Annotated in this window: 12 protein-coding genes; all 12 read left to right on the top strand. The window is 69.2% G+C overall.

What is annotated here, in order from left to right:
- Nucleotide 1 precedes the first annotated feature (1 nt).
- The 12 genes from ftsL to ftsZ all read left to right on the top strand — a co-directional run bounded on the left by ftsL (nucleotide 2) and on the right by ftsZ (nucleotide 14,072).
- On the top strand, nucleotides 2-262 hold the full coding sequence (gene ftsL / locus QQA13_RS02935; RefSeq protein ID WP_199909842.1) for a cell division protein FtsL: 261 nt from the start codon (nucleotides 2-4) through the stop codon (nucleotides 260-262).
- Complete coding sequence (locus QQA13_RS02940; protein ID WP_108471920.1) at nucleotides 259-2,076, top strand: peptidoglycan D,D-transpeptidase FtsI family protein; 1,818 nt, start codon at nucleotides 259-261, stop codon at nucleotides 2,074-2,076. The genes ftsL and QQA13_RS02940 overlap by 4 nt, the downstream gene beginning before the upstream one ends.
- Nucleotides 2,073-3,635, top strand: a complete 1,563-nt coding sequence (locus tag QQA13_RS02945) for a UDP-N-acetylmuramoyl-L-alanyl-D-glutamate--2,6-diaminopimelate ligase (protein WP_108471919.1) — start codon at nucleotides 2,073-2,075, stop codon at nucleotides 3,633-3,635. The genes QQA13_RS02940 and QQA13_RS02945 overlap by 4 nt, the downstream gene beginning before the upstream one ends.
- A complete protein-coding gene (locus QQA13_RS02950) occupies nucleotides 3,632-5,005 on the top strand; it encodes a UDP-N-acetylmuramoyl-tripeptide--D-alanyl-D-alanine ligase (protein WP_108471918.1) in 1,374 nt (457 codons plus the stop codon). Before QQA13_RS02945 ends, QQA13_RS02950 begins: the two co-directional genes overlap by 4 nt.
- Nucleotides 4,995-6,098: a phospho-N-acetylmuramoyl-pentapeptide-transferase gene (gene mraY, locus QQA13_RS02955; RefSeq protein WP_108471917.1), complete on the top strand. Its 1,104-nt coding sequence runs from the start codon at nucleotides 4,995-4,997 to the stop codon at nucleotides 6,096-6,098. The genes QQA13_RS02950 and mraY overlap by 11 nt, the downstream gene beginning before the upstream one ends.
- On the top strand, nucleotides 6,098-7,339 hold the full coding sequence (gene ftsW, locus QQA13_RS02960; protein WP_108471916.1) for a putative lipid II flippase FtsW: 1,242 nt from the start codon (nucleotides 6,098-6,100) through the stop codon (nucleotides 7,337-7,339). Before mraY ends, ftsW begins: the two co-directional genes overlap by 1 nt.
- Nucleotides 7,336-8,409 carry an undecaprenyldiphospho-muramoylpentapeptide beta-N-acetylglucosaminyltransferase gene (gene murG, locus QQA13_RS02965; RefSeq protein WP_108471915.1) on the top strand — a complete coding sequence of 358 codons (1,074 nt, stop codon included), beginning with the start codon at nucleotides 7,336-7,338 and terminating at the stop codon, nucleotides 8,407-8,409. The genes ftsW and murG overlap by 4 nt, the downstream gene beginning before the upstream one ends.
- Nucleotides 8,406-9,845: a UDP-N-acetylmuramate--L-alanine ligase gene (gene murC, locus QQA13_RS02970; RefSeq protein ID WP_108471914.1), complete on the top strand. Its 1,440-nt coding sequence runs from the start codon at nucleotides 8,406-8,408 to the stop codon at nucleotides 9,843-9,845. Before murG ends, murC begins: the two co-directional genes overlap by 4 nt.
- 62 nt (nucleotides 9,846-9,907) lie before the next feature.
- Nucleotides 9,908-10,798, top strand: a complete 891-nt coding sequence (locus tag QQA13_RS02975; RefSeq protein WP_428998026.1) for a D-alanine--D-alanine ligase — start codon at nucleotides 9,908-9,910, stop codon at nucleotides 10,796-10,798.
- Nucleotides 10,795-11,529, top strand: coding sequence for a cell division protein FtsQ/DivIB (locus QQA13_RS02980; protein ID WP_108471912.1), 735 nt, complete (start codon nucleotides 10,795-10,797; stop codon nucleotides 11,527-11,529). Before QQA13_RS02975 ends, QQA13_RS02980 begins: the two co-directional genes overlap by 4 nt.
- Nucleotides 11,526-12,758 carry a cell division protein FtsA gene (gene ftsA, locus QQA13_RS02985; RefSeq protein WP_108471911.1) on the top strand — a complete coding sequence of 411 codons (1,233 nt, stop codon included), beginning with the start codon at nucleotides 11,526-11,528 and terminating at the stop codon, nucleotides 12,756-12,758. Before QQA13_RS02980 ends, ftsA begins: the two co-directional genes overlap by 4 nt.
- A 123-nt stretch (nucleotides 12,759-12,881) precedes the next feature.
- The gene (gene ftsZ / locus QQA13_RS02990; protein ID WP_108471910.1) at nucleotides 12,882-14,072 is read left to right on the top strand and encodes a cell division protein FtsZ; all 1,191 of its coding nucleotides are present in this window, start codon (nucleotides 12,882-12,884) and stop codon (nucleotides 14,070-14,072) included.
- Nucleotides 14,073-14,115 lie beyond the last annotated feature (43 nt).

Here is a 14,115-nt window from a genome sequence, read left to right on the forward strand (position 1 = left end):
GATCGGCGCCCTGTGCCTGTTGGCCCTGCTGGTCGCGGTGCTGGCCAGCGCGCTCGGTGTGGTGTGGACGCGCCACGAGAGCCGCGTGCTGTTCGTCAGCCTGACCGCGCTGCAGAACCAGCGCGACGAGCTGAACATCGAATACGGCAAGCTCGAACTGGAGCAGGCCACCTACGCCGAACCGCGGCGTATCGACGACGAGGCCCGGCAGAAGCTGGGCATGGTCGATCCGCGCCCGCAAGACATCCGGTTGCTGCGATGAGCTGGCGCAACCACGGCACTGCCCCTCCCCAGTCCGGCCGGCGCCGCAGCGCCGGCCCCAGTGCGCGTCGGCGCATGGTGGTGGTGGTCGGTCTGCTGAGCCTGGTCTCGATCGGGCTGGTGGCGCGCGCGTTCGACCTGCAGGTGGTGCGCAAGCAGTTCTACCAGCGCCAGGGCGATGCGCGCTTCCTGCGCGAGATGCCGATCCCGGTGTCGCGCGGCACCATCTTCGACCGCAACGGCGAGCCGCTGGCGGTGTCGACCCCGATGATGTCGATCTGGGCGAACCCGTCCGAAGTGCTCGACAGCGACGAGCGCATCCCCGCGCTGGCGCAGGCGCTGGGCGTGGATGCGGACGGGCTGAAGGCGCAGCTGGCGCAGCGTTCCGACCGCGAGTTCGTCTACCTGCGCCGGCAGATGGCGCCGGCCGCGGCGCAGGCCGTGCTGGATCTGGGCATTCCCGGCATCAACGGCCAGCGCGAGTTCAAGCGCTACTACCCGTCCGGCGAAGTGACCGCGCACGTGCTCGGCTTCACCAATATCGACGACCGCGGCCAGGAAGGCCTGGAACTGGCCTACGACGACTGGTTGGCCGGCAAGCCGGGCGCCAAGCGCGTGATCCGCGACCGCATGGGCCACGTGGTCGAGGACCTTGAGCAGGTGCGCGCGCCGAAGCCGGGGCAGAACCTCACGCTCAGCATCGACCGGCGCATCCAGTTCCTCGCCTACAGCGAGCTTAAGAACGCGCTGGAGAAATTCCAGGCCGACTCCGGCTCGATGGTGGTGCTCGACGTCAAGACCGGCGAAGTGCTGGCGATGGTCAACCTGCCGACCTACAACCCGAATGCGCTCAGCGGCAGCAAGCCGGGCCAGCGTCGCAACCGGGCGATGACTGACGTGCTCGAGCCGGGTTCCACGATCAAGCCGATCCTGATGGCAGCGGCGCTGTCCAGCGGCAAGTACACGCCGACCAGTCCGCTCATCGACACCACCGGCGGGCACTGGTATTTCCAGGGTCATGACATCCACGACACGCACAATTACGGGGTGCTGACGCCGACCGGCGTGATCACCAAGTCGAGCAACGTCGGCGCGGCGCGCATCGCCATGCAGCTCGACACCTCGCTGATGTACGACACCTACCGCGCGTTCGGTTTCGGCAATAGCACCGAGAGTGGCTTTCCCGGCGAGGCCTCCGGCTACCTGCGCATCGGGCGCGACTGGCGGCCGCTGGAAAAGGCCATTCTCGGCTACGGCTACGGCCTCAACGTCACCGTGCTGCAGCTGGCCAACGCCTACGCCACCATTGCCGACGGCGGCGTGATGCACAGTCCCAGTTTCATCAAGGGTGGCGACGTTGCCGCCAAGCAGATCATCTCGCCGGAAGTGGCGACCCAGCTGGTCCGCATGATGGAGACGGTGACCGGGCCGGGCAGCACCGCGCCGCAAGCACGCATCGCCAACTACAGCGTGGCCGGCAAGACCGGCACCGCGCACAAGGCCAGCGCCGGCAGCTACGCCAAGAACAACTACACCGCGGCGTTCGCCGGCATCGTGCCGGCGTCGAACCCGCGCCTGGCCGCCGTGGTGGTGATCGACGACCCGCAGAAGGGCAGCTACTACGGCGGCATGGTCTCCGCGCCGGTGTTCGCCAAGGTGATGGAGGGCGCGCTGCGCCTGCTCGACGTGCCGCCGGACAACATCGGCCGCTGGTATGTGGGCGGGCCGCTGCAGAATGTCGACGGGCTGGTCGGCAGCAAGCCGCCGGTCGAGGCGCCGATCGACGATGCCCCGATCGACGAGGGCACGCCATGAGCACCGGCCACCTCGACCAGTTGCTGCTGGGTATCGCCGATGCGCCGATCGCCGCCGCGCCGGAGACGGGTCGCATCGTGGTGACCGGCCTGACCCTCGATTCGCGCCGGGTGCAGCGCGGCGACGCGTTCTTCGCTTTGCGCGGCAGCCAGGCCCACGGCATCACCTTCGCCGTCGGTGCCGTGCAGCGCGGTGCGCGGGTGGTGCTGGCCGAGGCGCCGGCGACAGGTGAATCCCTTCCCCAGCTTGCAGGGGAAGGTGCCGAAGGCGGAAGGGGTCGACTGCCGCAGGCAGTGGGTGAGGTTCCCGTGCTGTGGATCGACGGCCTGCATGACCAGGTCAGCGAAATCGCCGCGCGCTTTTACAACCGCCCCAGCGAGTCGATGCGGATGGTCGGCGTCACCGGCACCAACGGCAAGACCTCGTGCGTGCAGCTGTTGGCGCAGGCATTGACCCTGCTCGGCCATCGCGCGGCCTCGATCGGCACGCTCGGCGCCGGCGTGCATGGTGATCTGCACGAAGGCGAGCGCACCACCCCCGACGCGGTGACGGTGCAGGAGTTGCTGGCGGAGTTTCGTGACGCGCAGGTCAGCCATGTGGCGATGGAAGTCTCCTCGCATGCGCTGGAACAGGGCCGCGTGGCCGCGGTGGATTATGAGGTGGCCGCGTTCACCAACCTCACCCGCGATCACCTGGACTACCACGGCAGCATGGAAGCCTACGGTGCGGCGAAAGCGAAACTGTTCGCCTGGCCGGGCCTGCGCGGCGCGGCGATCAACATCGACGACGCGTTCGGCCGCGAGCTGGCGACGCAGCTGCCTGCCGGCGTGCAGCGACTGCGCTTCAGCATGGCCGGCGACGGCGAGGCGGAAATCGTCGCCAGCGCGATCGTCAGCTCGGCCGAAGGGCTGGCGTTCCTGCTGCGCACGCCGTGGGGCACGCGGGCGGTCCGCAGCCATCTGATCGGCCGCTTCAACGTGGCCAACCTGCTGGCCGTGGTGGCCTGCCTCGGTGCGCTGGGCGAACCGTTCGCGCGCATCGTTGAGGTGGTCGCGCAGCTGCAACCGGTGAACGGGCGCATGAGTCGGCTCGGCGGCCTGCACGGCCAGCCGCTGGTGGTGGTCGACTACGCACACACGCCGGATGCGCTGGAGCAGGCGCTGACCGCGGTGCGCGCACATTGCGCCGGCAAGCTGATCTGCGTGTTCGGCTGCGGTGGCGAGCGCGACGCCGGCAAGCGCCCGCTGATGGGCGCGATTGCAGCGCGGCTGGCCGACGTGGCGATCGTCACCGACGACAACCCGCGCGGCGAAGACGGCGATGCGATCGTGGCGCAGATCGTCGCCGGCATGGCCGCGGCGCGCGCGATGACGGTGGAGCGCGACCGCGCGCTGGCGATCGCCGACGCGCTGCAGCTGGCGCACGCCGGCGACGCCGTACTGATCGCCGGCAAGGGCCACGAAACCTATCAGGACGGCGCCGCCGGCAAGCGCCCGTTCGACGATCTGGCGGTGGCGCATGCCGTGCTGGAACGGATCAGCCAGGAGCCGCGCCCATGATGTCGCTGAGCGCCATCGCGGTGTGGACCCATGGCCGCCTGCTCGGTGACGACGTCGAGATCACCGGCGTCGCCATCGACACGCGCAAGCTGCAGCCCGGTGACCTGTTCGTGGCGATCCGGGGCGAGCGGGTGGACGGCCACGACTACCTGGCCGAGGCTGCCGCGCGCGGCGCGGTCGCCGCGCTGGTCACGCGCAAGGTCGACAGCGCGCTGCCGCAGGTGCTGGTGAACAACGCGGAACTGGCCCTCGGCGACCTGGCCAGCGCGGTGCGCGCCCAGCGCAACGTGCGGGTAGTCGGCATCACCGGCTCCAACGGCAAGACCACGGTGAAGACGCTGGTCGCCTCGATCCTGTCGCGGCACGGCCGCACCCACGTCAGCGCGGGCAACTTCAACAATGAACTGGGCCTGCCACTGAGCCTGCTGGCGATGCCGCCGGACACCGAATACGCGGTGTTCGAGATGGGTGCCGGCAAGCTGGGTGACATCGCCTATCTGGCTGCCATCGCACGGCCCGATATCGGCCTCATCACGCTCATCGCGCCGGCGCATCTTGCGCGCATGGGCAGCATCGAAGGCGTGGCCGAAACCAAGGGCGCGCTGTACCAGGCCTTGCCGGCCGACGGCATCGCCATCATCAATGCCGACGACGCGTTTGCCAGCTTCTTCACCGGCCTGGCTGGCGCGCGCAAGGTGCTGCGCTTCGGCCTTGACCAGCCGGCCGACGTCGGCGCCGACATCATCGAGCAGCGCGTGGACGGCTCGCGCTTCGTGCTGAGCACGCCGCAGGGCGATGCCGAGGTGGCACTGCCGCTGCCCGGTCGCCACAACATCGCCAACGCGCTGGCGGCGACCGCGGTGGCGCTGGCGCTGGAGGTCCCGCTGGACACCATCGTGGCCGGGCTGGAGCAGGTACCCGGCGTGGCCGGCCGGCTGCGCCGCGAAGTGGTGGCCGGCGGCTGGACCGTGATCGACGACAGCTACAACGCGAACCCCAGCTCGATGGCGGCGGCGATCGACACCTTGTTGCTGGCCGGCGGCGAACGCTGGCTGGTGCTGGGCGACATGGCCGAGCTGGGTGCGGAGGCGCGCGCGCTGCATGCCGGCATCGGCGAGCGCGCGCGAGCGCGTGGCATCGAGCGGCTGTTCGCCGTCGGCCCGCTCGGCGCGGCCACGGTCGAGGCGTTCGGCGCGGGTGGCGAGCATTTCGAGGACAAGGCGGCGCTGGTCGTCGTGCTGCAGGCGCAATTGCACGCGGGCGTCACCTGCCTGGTGAAGGGCTCGCGCTCGGCCGGCATGGAGCAGGTGGTGGTGGCGCTCGGCGGTCATGCCGGCAAGAACAAGGGGGACGCATCCGATGCTGCTTGAACTGGCCGACTGGATGGCACGGCATTTCACCGCCCTGCACCTGTTCCAGTACATCACCTTCCGCACGATCATGGCCGCGCTCACCGCGCTGTCGCTGTCGCTGTTGTGCGGTCCATGGCTGATCAACCGGCTGGCGGCGCTGAAGGCGGGTCAGGTGGTGCGCAGTGACGGTCCGCAGACGCACCTGGTCAAGGCCGGCACGCCGACCATGGGCGGCGTGATGATCCTGCTCTCGGTCACCGTCGCCACCCTGCTGTGGGCCGACCTGCACAACCGCTACGTGTGGGTGGTGCTGGCGGTGCTGCTGAGCTTCGGCGCGATCGGCTTCTACGACGACTACCGCAAGCTGGTGCTGAAGGACAGTCGCGGGTTGGCCAGCCGCTGGAAGTATTTCTGGCAGTCGGTGTTCGGCCTCGGCGCGGCGCTGTTCCTGTACTACAGCGCGCCGCATGCGGCAGCCACCGGCCTGCCGGTGGCGGAGACCGCGCTGTACGTGCCGCTGTTCAAGCACGTGGTGCTGCCGCTGGGGCTGTTCTTCGTGGTGATCACTTACTTCATGATCGTGGGCTTCTCCAACGCGGTGAACCTCACTGACGGCCTGGATGGCCTCGCGATCATGCCGACCGTGCTGGTCTCCGGTGCGCTCGGCGTGTTCGCCTATCTGGCTGGCAACAAGCTGTTCTCCGAGTACCTCGGCATTCCATCCATCCCGGGCGCGGGCGAGCTGGCGATCTTCACCGGCGCGCTGTCCGGTGCGGGGCTGGGCTTCCTGTGGTTCAACACCTATCCGGCGCAGGTGTTCATGGGTGACGTCGGCGCGTTGGCGATGGGTGCAGCGCTCGGCTGCGTGGCGGTGATCGTGCGCCAGGAGATCGTGCTGCTGGTGATGGGCGGCGTGTTCGTGATGGAAACCGCGTCGGTGATGATCCAGGTGGCGAGCTTCAAGCTCACCGGCAAGCGCGTGTTCCGCATGGCGCCGATCCACCACCACTTCGAATTGAAGGGCTGGCCGGAGCCCCGCGTGATCGTGCGTTTCTGGATCATCAGCGTGGTGCTGGTGCTGATCGGTCTTGCCACGCTGAAGGTGCGCTGATGCCGATCTTCGACGCCACTACCCAGGCCAAACGCCGCAGCGGACCGCGCGGCAGCTTCGACACGTGGCTGCTGGTCGCGCTGATCGGGCTGGCCAGCGTGGGCGTGGTGATGGTGACGTCGAGCTCGATCGCGGTGGCGGACAGCCAGCACATCGGCGCGTTCTATTTCCTGAAGAAGCACCTGCTGTTCCTCGGCCTGGGCATGGTCGCCGCCGGCCTGGCGATGCGCACCGAGCTGAAGCTGCTGGAGAAGTTCGCGTTCCCGCTGCTGGCGCTGGCGTTCCTGATGCTGCTGGCGGTGTTCGTGCCGCATTTCGGCATGCGCATCAACGGCGCGCGACGCTGGCTGAACCTGCTGGTCACCACCTTCCAGCCGGTCGAGGCGGTAAAACTCATTCTGGTGGTCTACGTCGCCAGCTACCTGGTGCGCCACCGCGAAAATGTGGAGACGAAATTCCTGGGCCTGTTCAAGCCGGTGCTGGTCGCCGGCATGATCGTGCTGCTGCTGCTGGCGCAGCCGGACTTCGGCTCGGCCACGCTGGTGATCGCGGTGACCATCGCCATGGTCTGGCTGGGCGGCGCGCGGCCGATCTTCCTGTTCCTGATGGGCCTGCCGCTGATGCCGCTGCTGTACGTGGCGGCGACCGGCGAGAGCTACCGCATGAAGCGGCTGACCTCGTTCATGGACCCGTGGAAGGATCCGTTCAACGACGGCTTCCAGCTGACCCAGTCGCTGATGGCGATCGGCCGCGGCGAATGGACCGGGGTGGGGCTGGGCTCCAGCGTGCTGAAGCTGTCCTACCTGCCGGAGGCGCATACCGACTTCATCTTTGCGGTGATCGGCGAGGAGCTGGGCCTGGCCGGTGTGCTGCTGGTGATCGGCCTGTTCGGCCTGGCGGTGGGGCGCGGCCTTTACCTGGGCCTGAAGGGTGTCGAGGTGGGCCAGCGCTTTGCCGGCTACGTCGCGTTCGGCGTCTCGCTGATGCTGGCGATGCAGGCGTTCGTGTCGGTTGGCGTGAACCTGGGCGCGCTGCCGACCAAGGGCTTGACCCTGCCGCTGATCAGCTACGGCGGCTCGTCGATGGTGCTGACCTGCGCCATGGCCGGCGTGCTGCTGCGTGCCACCTGGGAGATCAACCGCGCGCTGGACGCACGGCAGATGACCACGCGGATGCCGGCGGCGGTGGCTGCGGCTGACGCGAACGTCGCGGCGAAGCCGCGAGAGGCGGTGGCGGCATGACCGCGCAGGCACCCGTGCTGATCATGGCCGGCGGCACCGGCGGCCACATCTTCCCTGGCCTCGCGGTGGCCGAGTGCCTGCGCGCGCAGGGCGTGCCGGTGGTGTGGCTGGGCGCGGTCGGCGGGATGGAGACGAAGGTGGTGCCGGCGCAGCGGATCGAGCTGCATACGGTGGCCGTGGCCGGACTGCGCGGCAAGGGCATCCGGACCCGGCTGCTGGCGCCGCTGATGCTGTTGCGCGCGCTGTTGGCCTCGCTGGCGGTGCTGCGCCAGGTGCAGCCGCGCAGCGTGTTGTCGATGGGCGGCTACGTGGCCGGTCCCGGTGGCCTTGCCGCGTGGCTGCTGCGCCGGCCGCTGCTGGTGCACGAGCAGAACCGCGTGGCCGGCTTCACCAACCGCAAGCTGGCCGGGCTGGCGAAGCGCGTGCTGGCCGGCTTCGCCGATGCCTTGCCGCGGGCCGAGTGGGTCGGCAACCCGGTGCGCGAGGCGATCGCCGCGCTGCCGCCGCCGGCCGAGCGCATGGCCGGGCGCGACGGCAAGCCGCGCCTGCTGGTGCTGGGCGGCAGCCTCGGCGCCCGCGCGCTGAACCTGGCGCTGCCGCAGGCGCTGGCGCAGCTGACTCCGGCGCAGCGCCCCGAAGTGCTGCACCAGTGTGGCAGTCGCGGTTTCGACGAGGCGCGTGCGGCGTATGCGAAGGCTGGCGTCGAAGCGCAGGTGGTCGCGTTCATCGACGACATGGCCGGCACCTATGGCTGGGCCGACCTGGCCGTGTGCCGCGCCGGCGCGCTGACCCTGGCCGAGCTGGCTGCGGCCGGGTTGGGCGCCGTGCTGGTGCCGTTCCCGCACGCGGTGGACGACCACCAGACACGCAATGCCGAAGTACTGATGGCGGCCGGTGCCGCCGAACTGATGCAGGAGAACGAGCTGGACGTACAGACTCTGGCGCAGCGGCTGGAATCGCTGCTGGGCGATCGCCACCGCCTGCTGGCGATGGCCGAAGCCGCGCGCACGCTGGCCAAACCCGACGCGGCGCAGGTCATCGCGCGCGCTTGCCTGGAGGTCGCCGCATGACGCCGCGCCGATTGCATGCGCACGAAGACCCGATGAGCACGTTCCGTCGGGTGCACTTCATCGGCATCGGCGGCGTCGGCATGAGCGGCATCGCCGAGGTGCTGCACAACCTTGGCTACGCGGTGTCCGGTTCCGACCGCGCCAACTCGCCGACCGCGCAGCGGTTGCGCCAGCTGGGCATCGACGTGCACGTGGGCCACGCGGTGGAAAACATCGGCACCGCCGACGTGGTGGTGACCTCCAGCGCGATCAAGCAGGACAACCCGGAGCTCGTCGCCGCCCGCGAAGCGCGCATCCCGGTGATCCCGCGCGCGGAGATGCTGGGCGAGCTGATGCGTTTCCGCCGCGGCGTGGCGATCGCCGGTACGCATGGCAAGACCACCACCACCAGCCTCACCGCCAGCGTGCTGGCCGAGGCCGGCTACGACCCGACCTTCGTGATCGGCGGCCAGCTCAACGCGGCCGGCGCCAACGCGCGGCTCGGCACCGGGCAGTACCTGGTGGCCGAGGCTGACGAATCCGACGGCTCGTTCCTGCTGTTGTCGCCGGTGATCGCGGCGGTTACCAACATCGACGCCGACCACTTGGAGAACTACCACGGCGATTTCGCCGAAGTGAAGAAGGCGTTCGCCGATTTCCTGCACCGGCTGCCGTTCTACGGCCTGGCCGTGCTGTGCGTGGACGACCCCGAAGTGGCCGTGCTGGCGAAGTCCACCACGCGCCGCGTGATGACCTACGGCATCGACGCCGCCGACGCCGACGTGCGCGCGCAGAACGTGAGCCAGCACGGCTTCGAAATGCATTTCGAGCTGCTGCTGCCGGGTCGCGACGAAGCGCTGCCGGTGAAGCTCAACCTGCCGGGCCGGCACAACGTGCTGAACGCGCTGGCTGCCGCCGCGATCGGCTGGCAGCTGGGCGTCGAGGCCGATGCGCTGGCGCGTGCGCTGGAGAACTTCCAGGGCGTTGGCCGGCGCTTCCACCGGCGCGGCGAGATCGCGCTGGACCAGGGCAGCGTGCTGCTGGTCGATGACTACGGTCATCACCCGCGCGAGCTGGCCGCAGTGTTCGCCGCCGCGCGCGGCGGCTGGCCGGAACGCCGTCTGGTGGTCGGTTTCCAGCCGCACCGCTACAGCCGCACGCGCGACCTGCTGGACGACTTCGCCAATGTGCTGGCCGAGGTCGACGTGCTGGTGCTGACCGACGTCTACCCGGCCGGCGAGGCGCCGATCGCCGGCGCCGACGGCCGCGCGCTGGCGCGGGCGGTGCGCGCCCGCGGCAAGGTCGACCCGGTGCTGGTCGAGCATCCGCGCGAGCTGAAGGACACCCTGCCGGCGCTGTTGCGCGACGGCGATCTGCTGCTGCTGCTCGGTGCCGGCGACATCGGCGCGGCGGCGGTCGAGCTGGCCCAGCTCGGCAACCTGAGGACGAACAAGTGAGCATGAAGGTGGCCGTGAACAAGATCAGCGACCCCGCCCGCTTCGGCCGCGTCGCCGTGGCGATGGGCGGCAGTTCGGCCGAGCGCGAGGTCTCGCTGGACTCCGGCCGCAACGTGCTGGAGGCGCTCAAGGCGCGCGGCGTGGACGCGCATGCGGTCGACGGCATCCCGGCCCTGCTCGACGCGCTGCGCACCGGTGGCTTCGCGCGCGTGTTCAACATCCTGCACGGCCAGCACGGCGGTGGCGAGGACGGCGTGCTGCAAGGCGCGCTGGAGGCGCTGAAGGTGCCGTACACCGGTTCGGGCGTGCTGGGCTCGGCGCTGTCGATGGACAAGACGCGTTCGAAGCGCGTGTGGCAGTCGCTGGGCCTGCCGACGCCGAAGTTCGTGGCGCTGCCGCGTGGCGCGGATGTGCACGCGGCGGCGAAACAGATCGGCTTCCCGCTGATCGTGAAGCCGGCCTGCGAGGGTTCCAGCGTGGGCGTCACCCGCGTGTTCGAGGAGTCGCAGCTGGACCAGGCGGTCGAGCTGGCGGCGAAGTATCCGGGCGACCTGCTGATGGAAACCCTGATCGAGGGCGACGAACTGACCGTCGCCATCCTTGGTCGCCAGGTGCTGCCCAGCATCCACATCGTGCCGAAGGGCGCGTTCTACGACTACAACGCGAAGTACATCGCCGAAGACACGCTGTACCTGTGCCCCGGCCTGGAAGGCGATGCCGAGACGGAGCTGCGCGCGCTGGCGCTGGCCGCGTTCGATGCGCTGGGTTGCCAGGGTTGGGGCCGCGTCGACGTGATGCGCGACCGGCAGGGGCGCAACTGGCTGCTGGAGGTGAACACCGCGCCGGGCATGACCTCGCACTCGCTGGTGCCGAAGGCGGCCAAGGCGGCCGGCATCGACTATCAGGAACTGTGCTGGCGCGTGCTGGAAACCAGTTTCCGGGAGGGCCTGTGAAGGGAGCCATCCGCCTCGTCGCCTGGTGCCTCGCCATCGCACTGGTCGTGCTGCCGATCGTCGGCGTGCTGCGCGGCTGGTTCGCGGCCGGGCGCTGGCCGGTGACCCAGCTCACGGTGCAGGCCGAGTTCAAGCACGTCAGCGCGGACGACATCCGCGCCGCGGTGCGGCCGCGGCTGGGCAAGGGCTTCTTTGCGCTGGATCTGGACGCGGTGCAGAAAGCGGTGGCTGCGCTGCCGTGGGTGGAATCGGTGGAGGCGCGCAAGCGCTGGCCGGACACCTTGCAGTTGCGCATCTACGAGCGCCAGCCGTTTGCCCGCTGGAACGACAAGCAGCTGATCAGCCGGCAGGGGCTGGTGTTCGAGGCGCCCGGCATGGCTGGCATCGGTGCGCTGCCGGATCTGCGCGGGCCGGACGCGCGGCTGGCCGAGGTGGTCAGCTTCTACGCGGAAACCAGCAAGGCGTTCGCCGGCACCCACCTGCAGGTCACCGGTGTGGCGCTGACCGAGCGCGGCAGCTGGAGCGTCAATACCGCGAATGGCGCGCAAATCGTCATCGGCGATCGCGAGCAGGCCGGGCGCCGGCTGCGCCGCTTCCTTGACGTCTATCCGCAGCTGATCGCCGGCCATGCCGACGGTTTCGCCTACGCCGACCTTCGTTACACCAATGGATTCGCCGTGCGCTGGCCGCAGACGGCCGCCGCCAACGCTGGAGGTTCGCCCCGCTCATGAAGCCGCGCAATGACAAGCAATTAGTAGTGGGGCTCGACATCGGCACCTCGAAAGTGGTGGCGATCGTCGGCGAGTACGAGCCGGGCGAACCGATCACCGTGATCGGCATCGGCACCCACGTCTCGCGCGGCATGAAGCGCGGTTCGGTGGTGGATATCGAGTCGACCGTGCATTCGATCCAGCGCGCGGTGGAGGAAGCCGAACTGATGGCCGGCTGCGACATCCGCTCGGTCTACGCCTCGATTTCCGGCAGCCACCTGGAAACCCGCAACTCGCACGGCAACGCGGCGATCCGCGACCGTGAGGTGACCGCCGGCGACCTGGAACAGGTGCTGGAAGCGGCCAGCGCGGTGGCGATCCCGGCCGACCGCAAGGTGCTCTACAAGGAATCGCAGGAATACCGCATCGACGGCCAGGACGGCATCCGCGCGCCGATCGGCATGAGCGGCGTGCGGCTGGAGGCGAACGTGCACCTGGTCACCGGCGCGGCGGCGGCGGTGCAGAACGTCACCAAGTGCATCCAGCGCTGCGGCCTCACCGTGGACGAACTGGTGCCGTCGGCGGTGGCCAGCGCGAAGGCGGTGCTGACCGATGACGAGCGAGAGCTGGGCGTGTGCCTGGTCGACATCGGTGCCGGCACCACCGACATCGCGATCTACACCCAGGGCTCGATCCGCTACACCGCCTCGCTGCCGGTCGGCGGCGACCAGGTCACCAGCGATATTGCGTACGGCGTCCACACGCCGACCGCGCACGCGGAGGAAATCAAGATCAAGTACGCCTGCGCGCAGACCGGACTGGCGCACGCCGAGGAAACCATCCAGGTGCCCAGCGTGGGCGATCGCCCGCCGCGCCGGCTGGCGCGGCAGTCGCTGGCGCAGAGTGTGCAGGCGCGCTACGAGGAAATCTTCGAGATGGTGCAGGACCAGCTGCGCCGCTCCGGTTACGAGAGCCTGGTCGCCGCCGGCGTGGTGCTCACCGGCGGCGCCTCGAAGATGGAAGGCGCGCTGGAGCTGGCCGAGGAAATCTTCCACAAGATGGTGCGCATCGGCGTGCCACAGCAGATCGACGGCCTCGGCGAAGTCGTTTCCAGTCCGCTGCACGCCACCGGCGTGGGCCTGCTGCTACATGGATCGCGCGCGGGCGGCACGCGCATGGGCGGCTCGGCCGGCGGCAGCGTCGGCGGCCTGGTCGGCAAGTTGCGCGGCTGGCTTACCCGGAATTTCTGATGACGGTTTTTCAGGCGGCGCAGGAGGCGCAGCCGCGGGCAGAAGGACGTTCGCCCACCACCATGGACCGACAGGAGTCGCGCTGCATGGTTACAACGACAACAACTCTACGGAGGACGGGAAATGTTTGAACTGATTGATAAACTCGCACCCAATGCAGTCATCAAGGTGATCGGCGTGGGCGGCGGCGGCGGCAATGCCGTGGCGCACATGCTGAATGCCAACATCGAAGGCGTGGAATTCGTCGTCGCCAACACCGACGCGCAGGCGATGAACAGCTGCGGCTCGCGCACCCACCTGCAACTCGGTGGCAACGTGACCAAAGGCCTCGGCGCCGGCGCCAATCCCGAGGTCGGCCGGCAGGCCGCGCTGGAGGATCGCGAGCGGATCGAGGCGATGCTGGAAGGCGCCGACATGGTGTTCATCACCGCCGGCATGGGCGGCGGCACCGGTACTGGCGCGGCGCCGGTGGTGGCGCAGCTGGCCAAGGAAAAGGGCATCCTCACCGTGGCGGTGGTCACCAAGCCGTTCCCGTTCGAGGGCCGCCGGCGCATGCAGGTCGCCCTGAAGGGCATCGAGGACCTGTCGCAGCACGTCGACTCGCTGATCACCGTGCCGAACGAGAAGCTGCTCAGCGTACTCGGTCGCGAGGTCACCCTGCTCAATGCGTTCAAGGCCGCCAATGACGTGCTGCAGGGCGCCGTGCAGGGCATCGCCGACCTGATTACGGCCCCCGGCCTGATCAACGTCGACTTCGCCGACGTGCGCACCGTGATGTCGGAGATGGGCCTGGCCATGATGGGCTCGGGTACCGCCCGCGGTGACGACCGCGCCCAGGCGGCGGCCGAGGCGGCGATCAAGAACCCGCTGCTGGAAGACGTCAACCTCAACGGCGCCTGCGGCATCCTGGTCAACGTCACCGCCGGTCCGAACCTGACCATGCGCGAGTTCGACGAGATCGGCCGGATCATCCACGACTTCGCCAGCGAAGACGCCACCGTGGTGATGGGCACCTCGCTCGACCCGGAAATGAAGGACGACGTGCGGGTCACCGTGGTCGCCACCGGCCTCAACCGTGCCGTCGCTTCCCGCCAGCAGCCGCCGATTCGCATGGTGGAAACCACCCAGCAGGTGCAGATGCGGCCGCGTCCGGTGGTGCTGCGGACCGGTACCGGCAACGAAGTGGTCGACTACGCGCAGCCGGACATGGTGGTCAGCCACAGCCGTGCGGAGTCCGCGGCGCCGGCGAAGAACGCCGAGCCGGGCTTCGATTACCTGGATATCCCGGCGTTCCTGCGCCGCCAGGCCGACTGATGGAAGATTGACTTCTGGCAGCTTGCACAAGTTAAGGAGATGC

It is taken from the genome of Rhodanobacter thiooxydans (assembly GCF_030291135.1).
GTDB classification, from domain to species: Bacteria; Pseudomonadota; Gammaproteobacteria; order Xanthomonadales; family Rhodanobacteraceae; genus Rhodanobacter; species Rhodanobacter thiooxydans_A.

Bases quoted from the DNA above. Each gene is read 5' to 3' on its own strand.
- murC (WP_108471914.1), top strand. From the start codon at position 8,406: ATGACGCCGCGCCGATTGCATGCGCACGAAGACCCGATGAGCACGTTC.
- QQA13_RS02945 (WP_108471919.1), top strand. From the start codon at position 2,073: ATGAGCACCGGCCACCTCGACCAGTTGCTGCTGGGTATCGCCGATGCG.
- QQA13_RS02950 (WP_108471918.1), top strand. From the start codon at position 3,632: ATGATGTCGCTGAGCGCCATCGCGGTGTGGACCCATGGCCGCCTGCTC.
- ftsW (WP_108471916.1), top strand. From the start codon at position 6,098: ATGCCGATCTTCGACGCCACTACCCAGGCCAAACGCCGCAGCGGACCG.
- murG (WP_108471915.1), top strand. From the start codon at position 7,336: ATGACCGCGCAGGCACCCGTGCTGATCATGGCCGGCGGCACCGGCGGC.
- ftsA (WP_108471911.1), top strand. From the start codon at position 11,526: ATGAAGCCGCGCAATGACAAGCAATTAGTAGTGGGGCTCGACATCGGC.
- ftsZ (WP_108471910.1), top strand. From the start codon at position 12,882: ATGTTTGAACTGATTGATAAACTCGCACCCAATGCAGTCATCAAGGTG.
- mraY (WP_108471917.1), top strand. From the start codon at position 4,995: ATGCTGCTTGAACTGGCCGACTGGATGGCACGGCATTTCACCGCCCTG.
- QQA13_RS02940 (WP_108471920.1), top strand. From the start codon at position 259: ATGAGCTGGCGCAACCACGGCACTGCCCCTCCCCAGTCCGGCCGGCGC.
- QQA13_RS02975 (WP_428998026.1), top strand. From the start codon at position 9,908: ATGGGCGGCAGTTCGGCCGAGCGCGAGGTCTCGCTGGACTCCGGCCGC.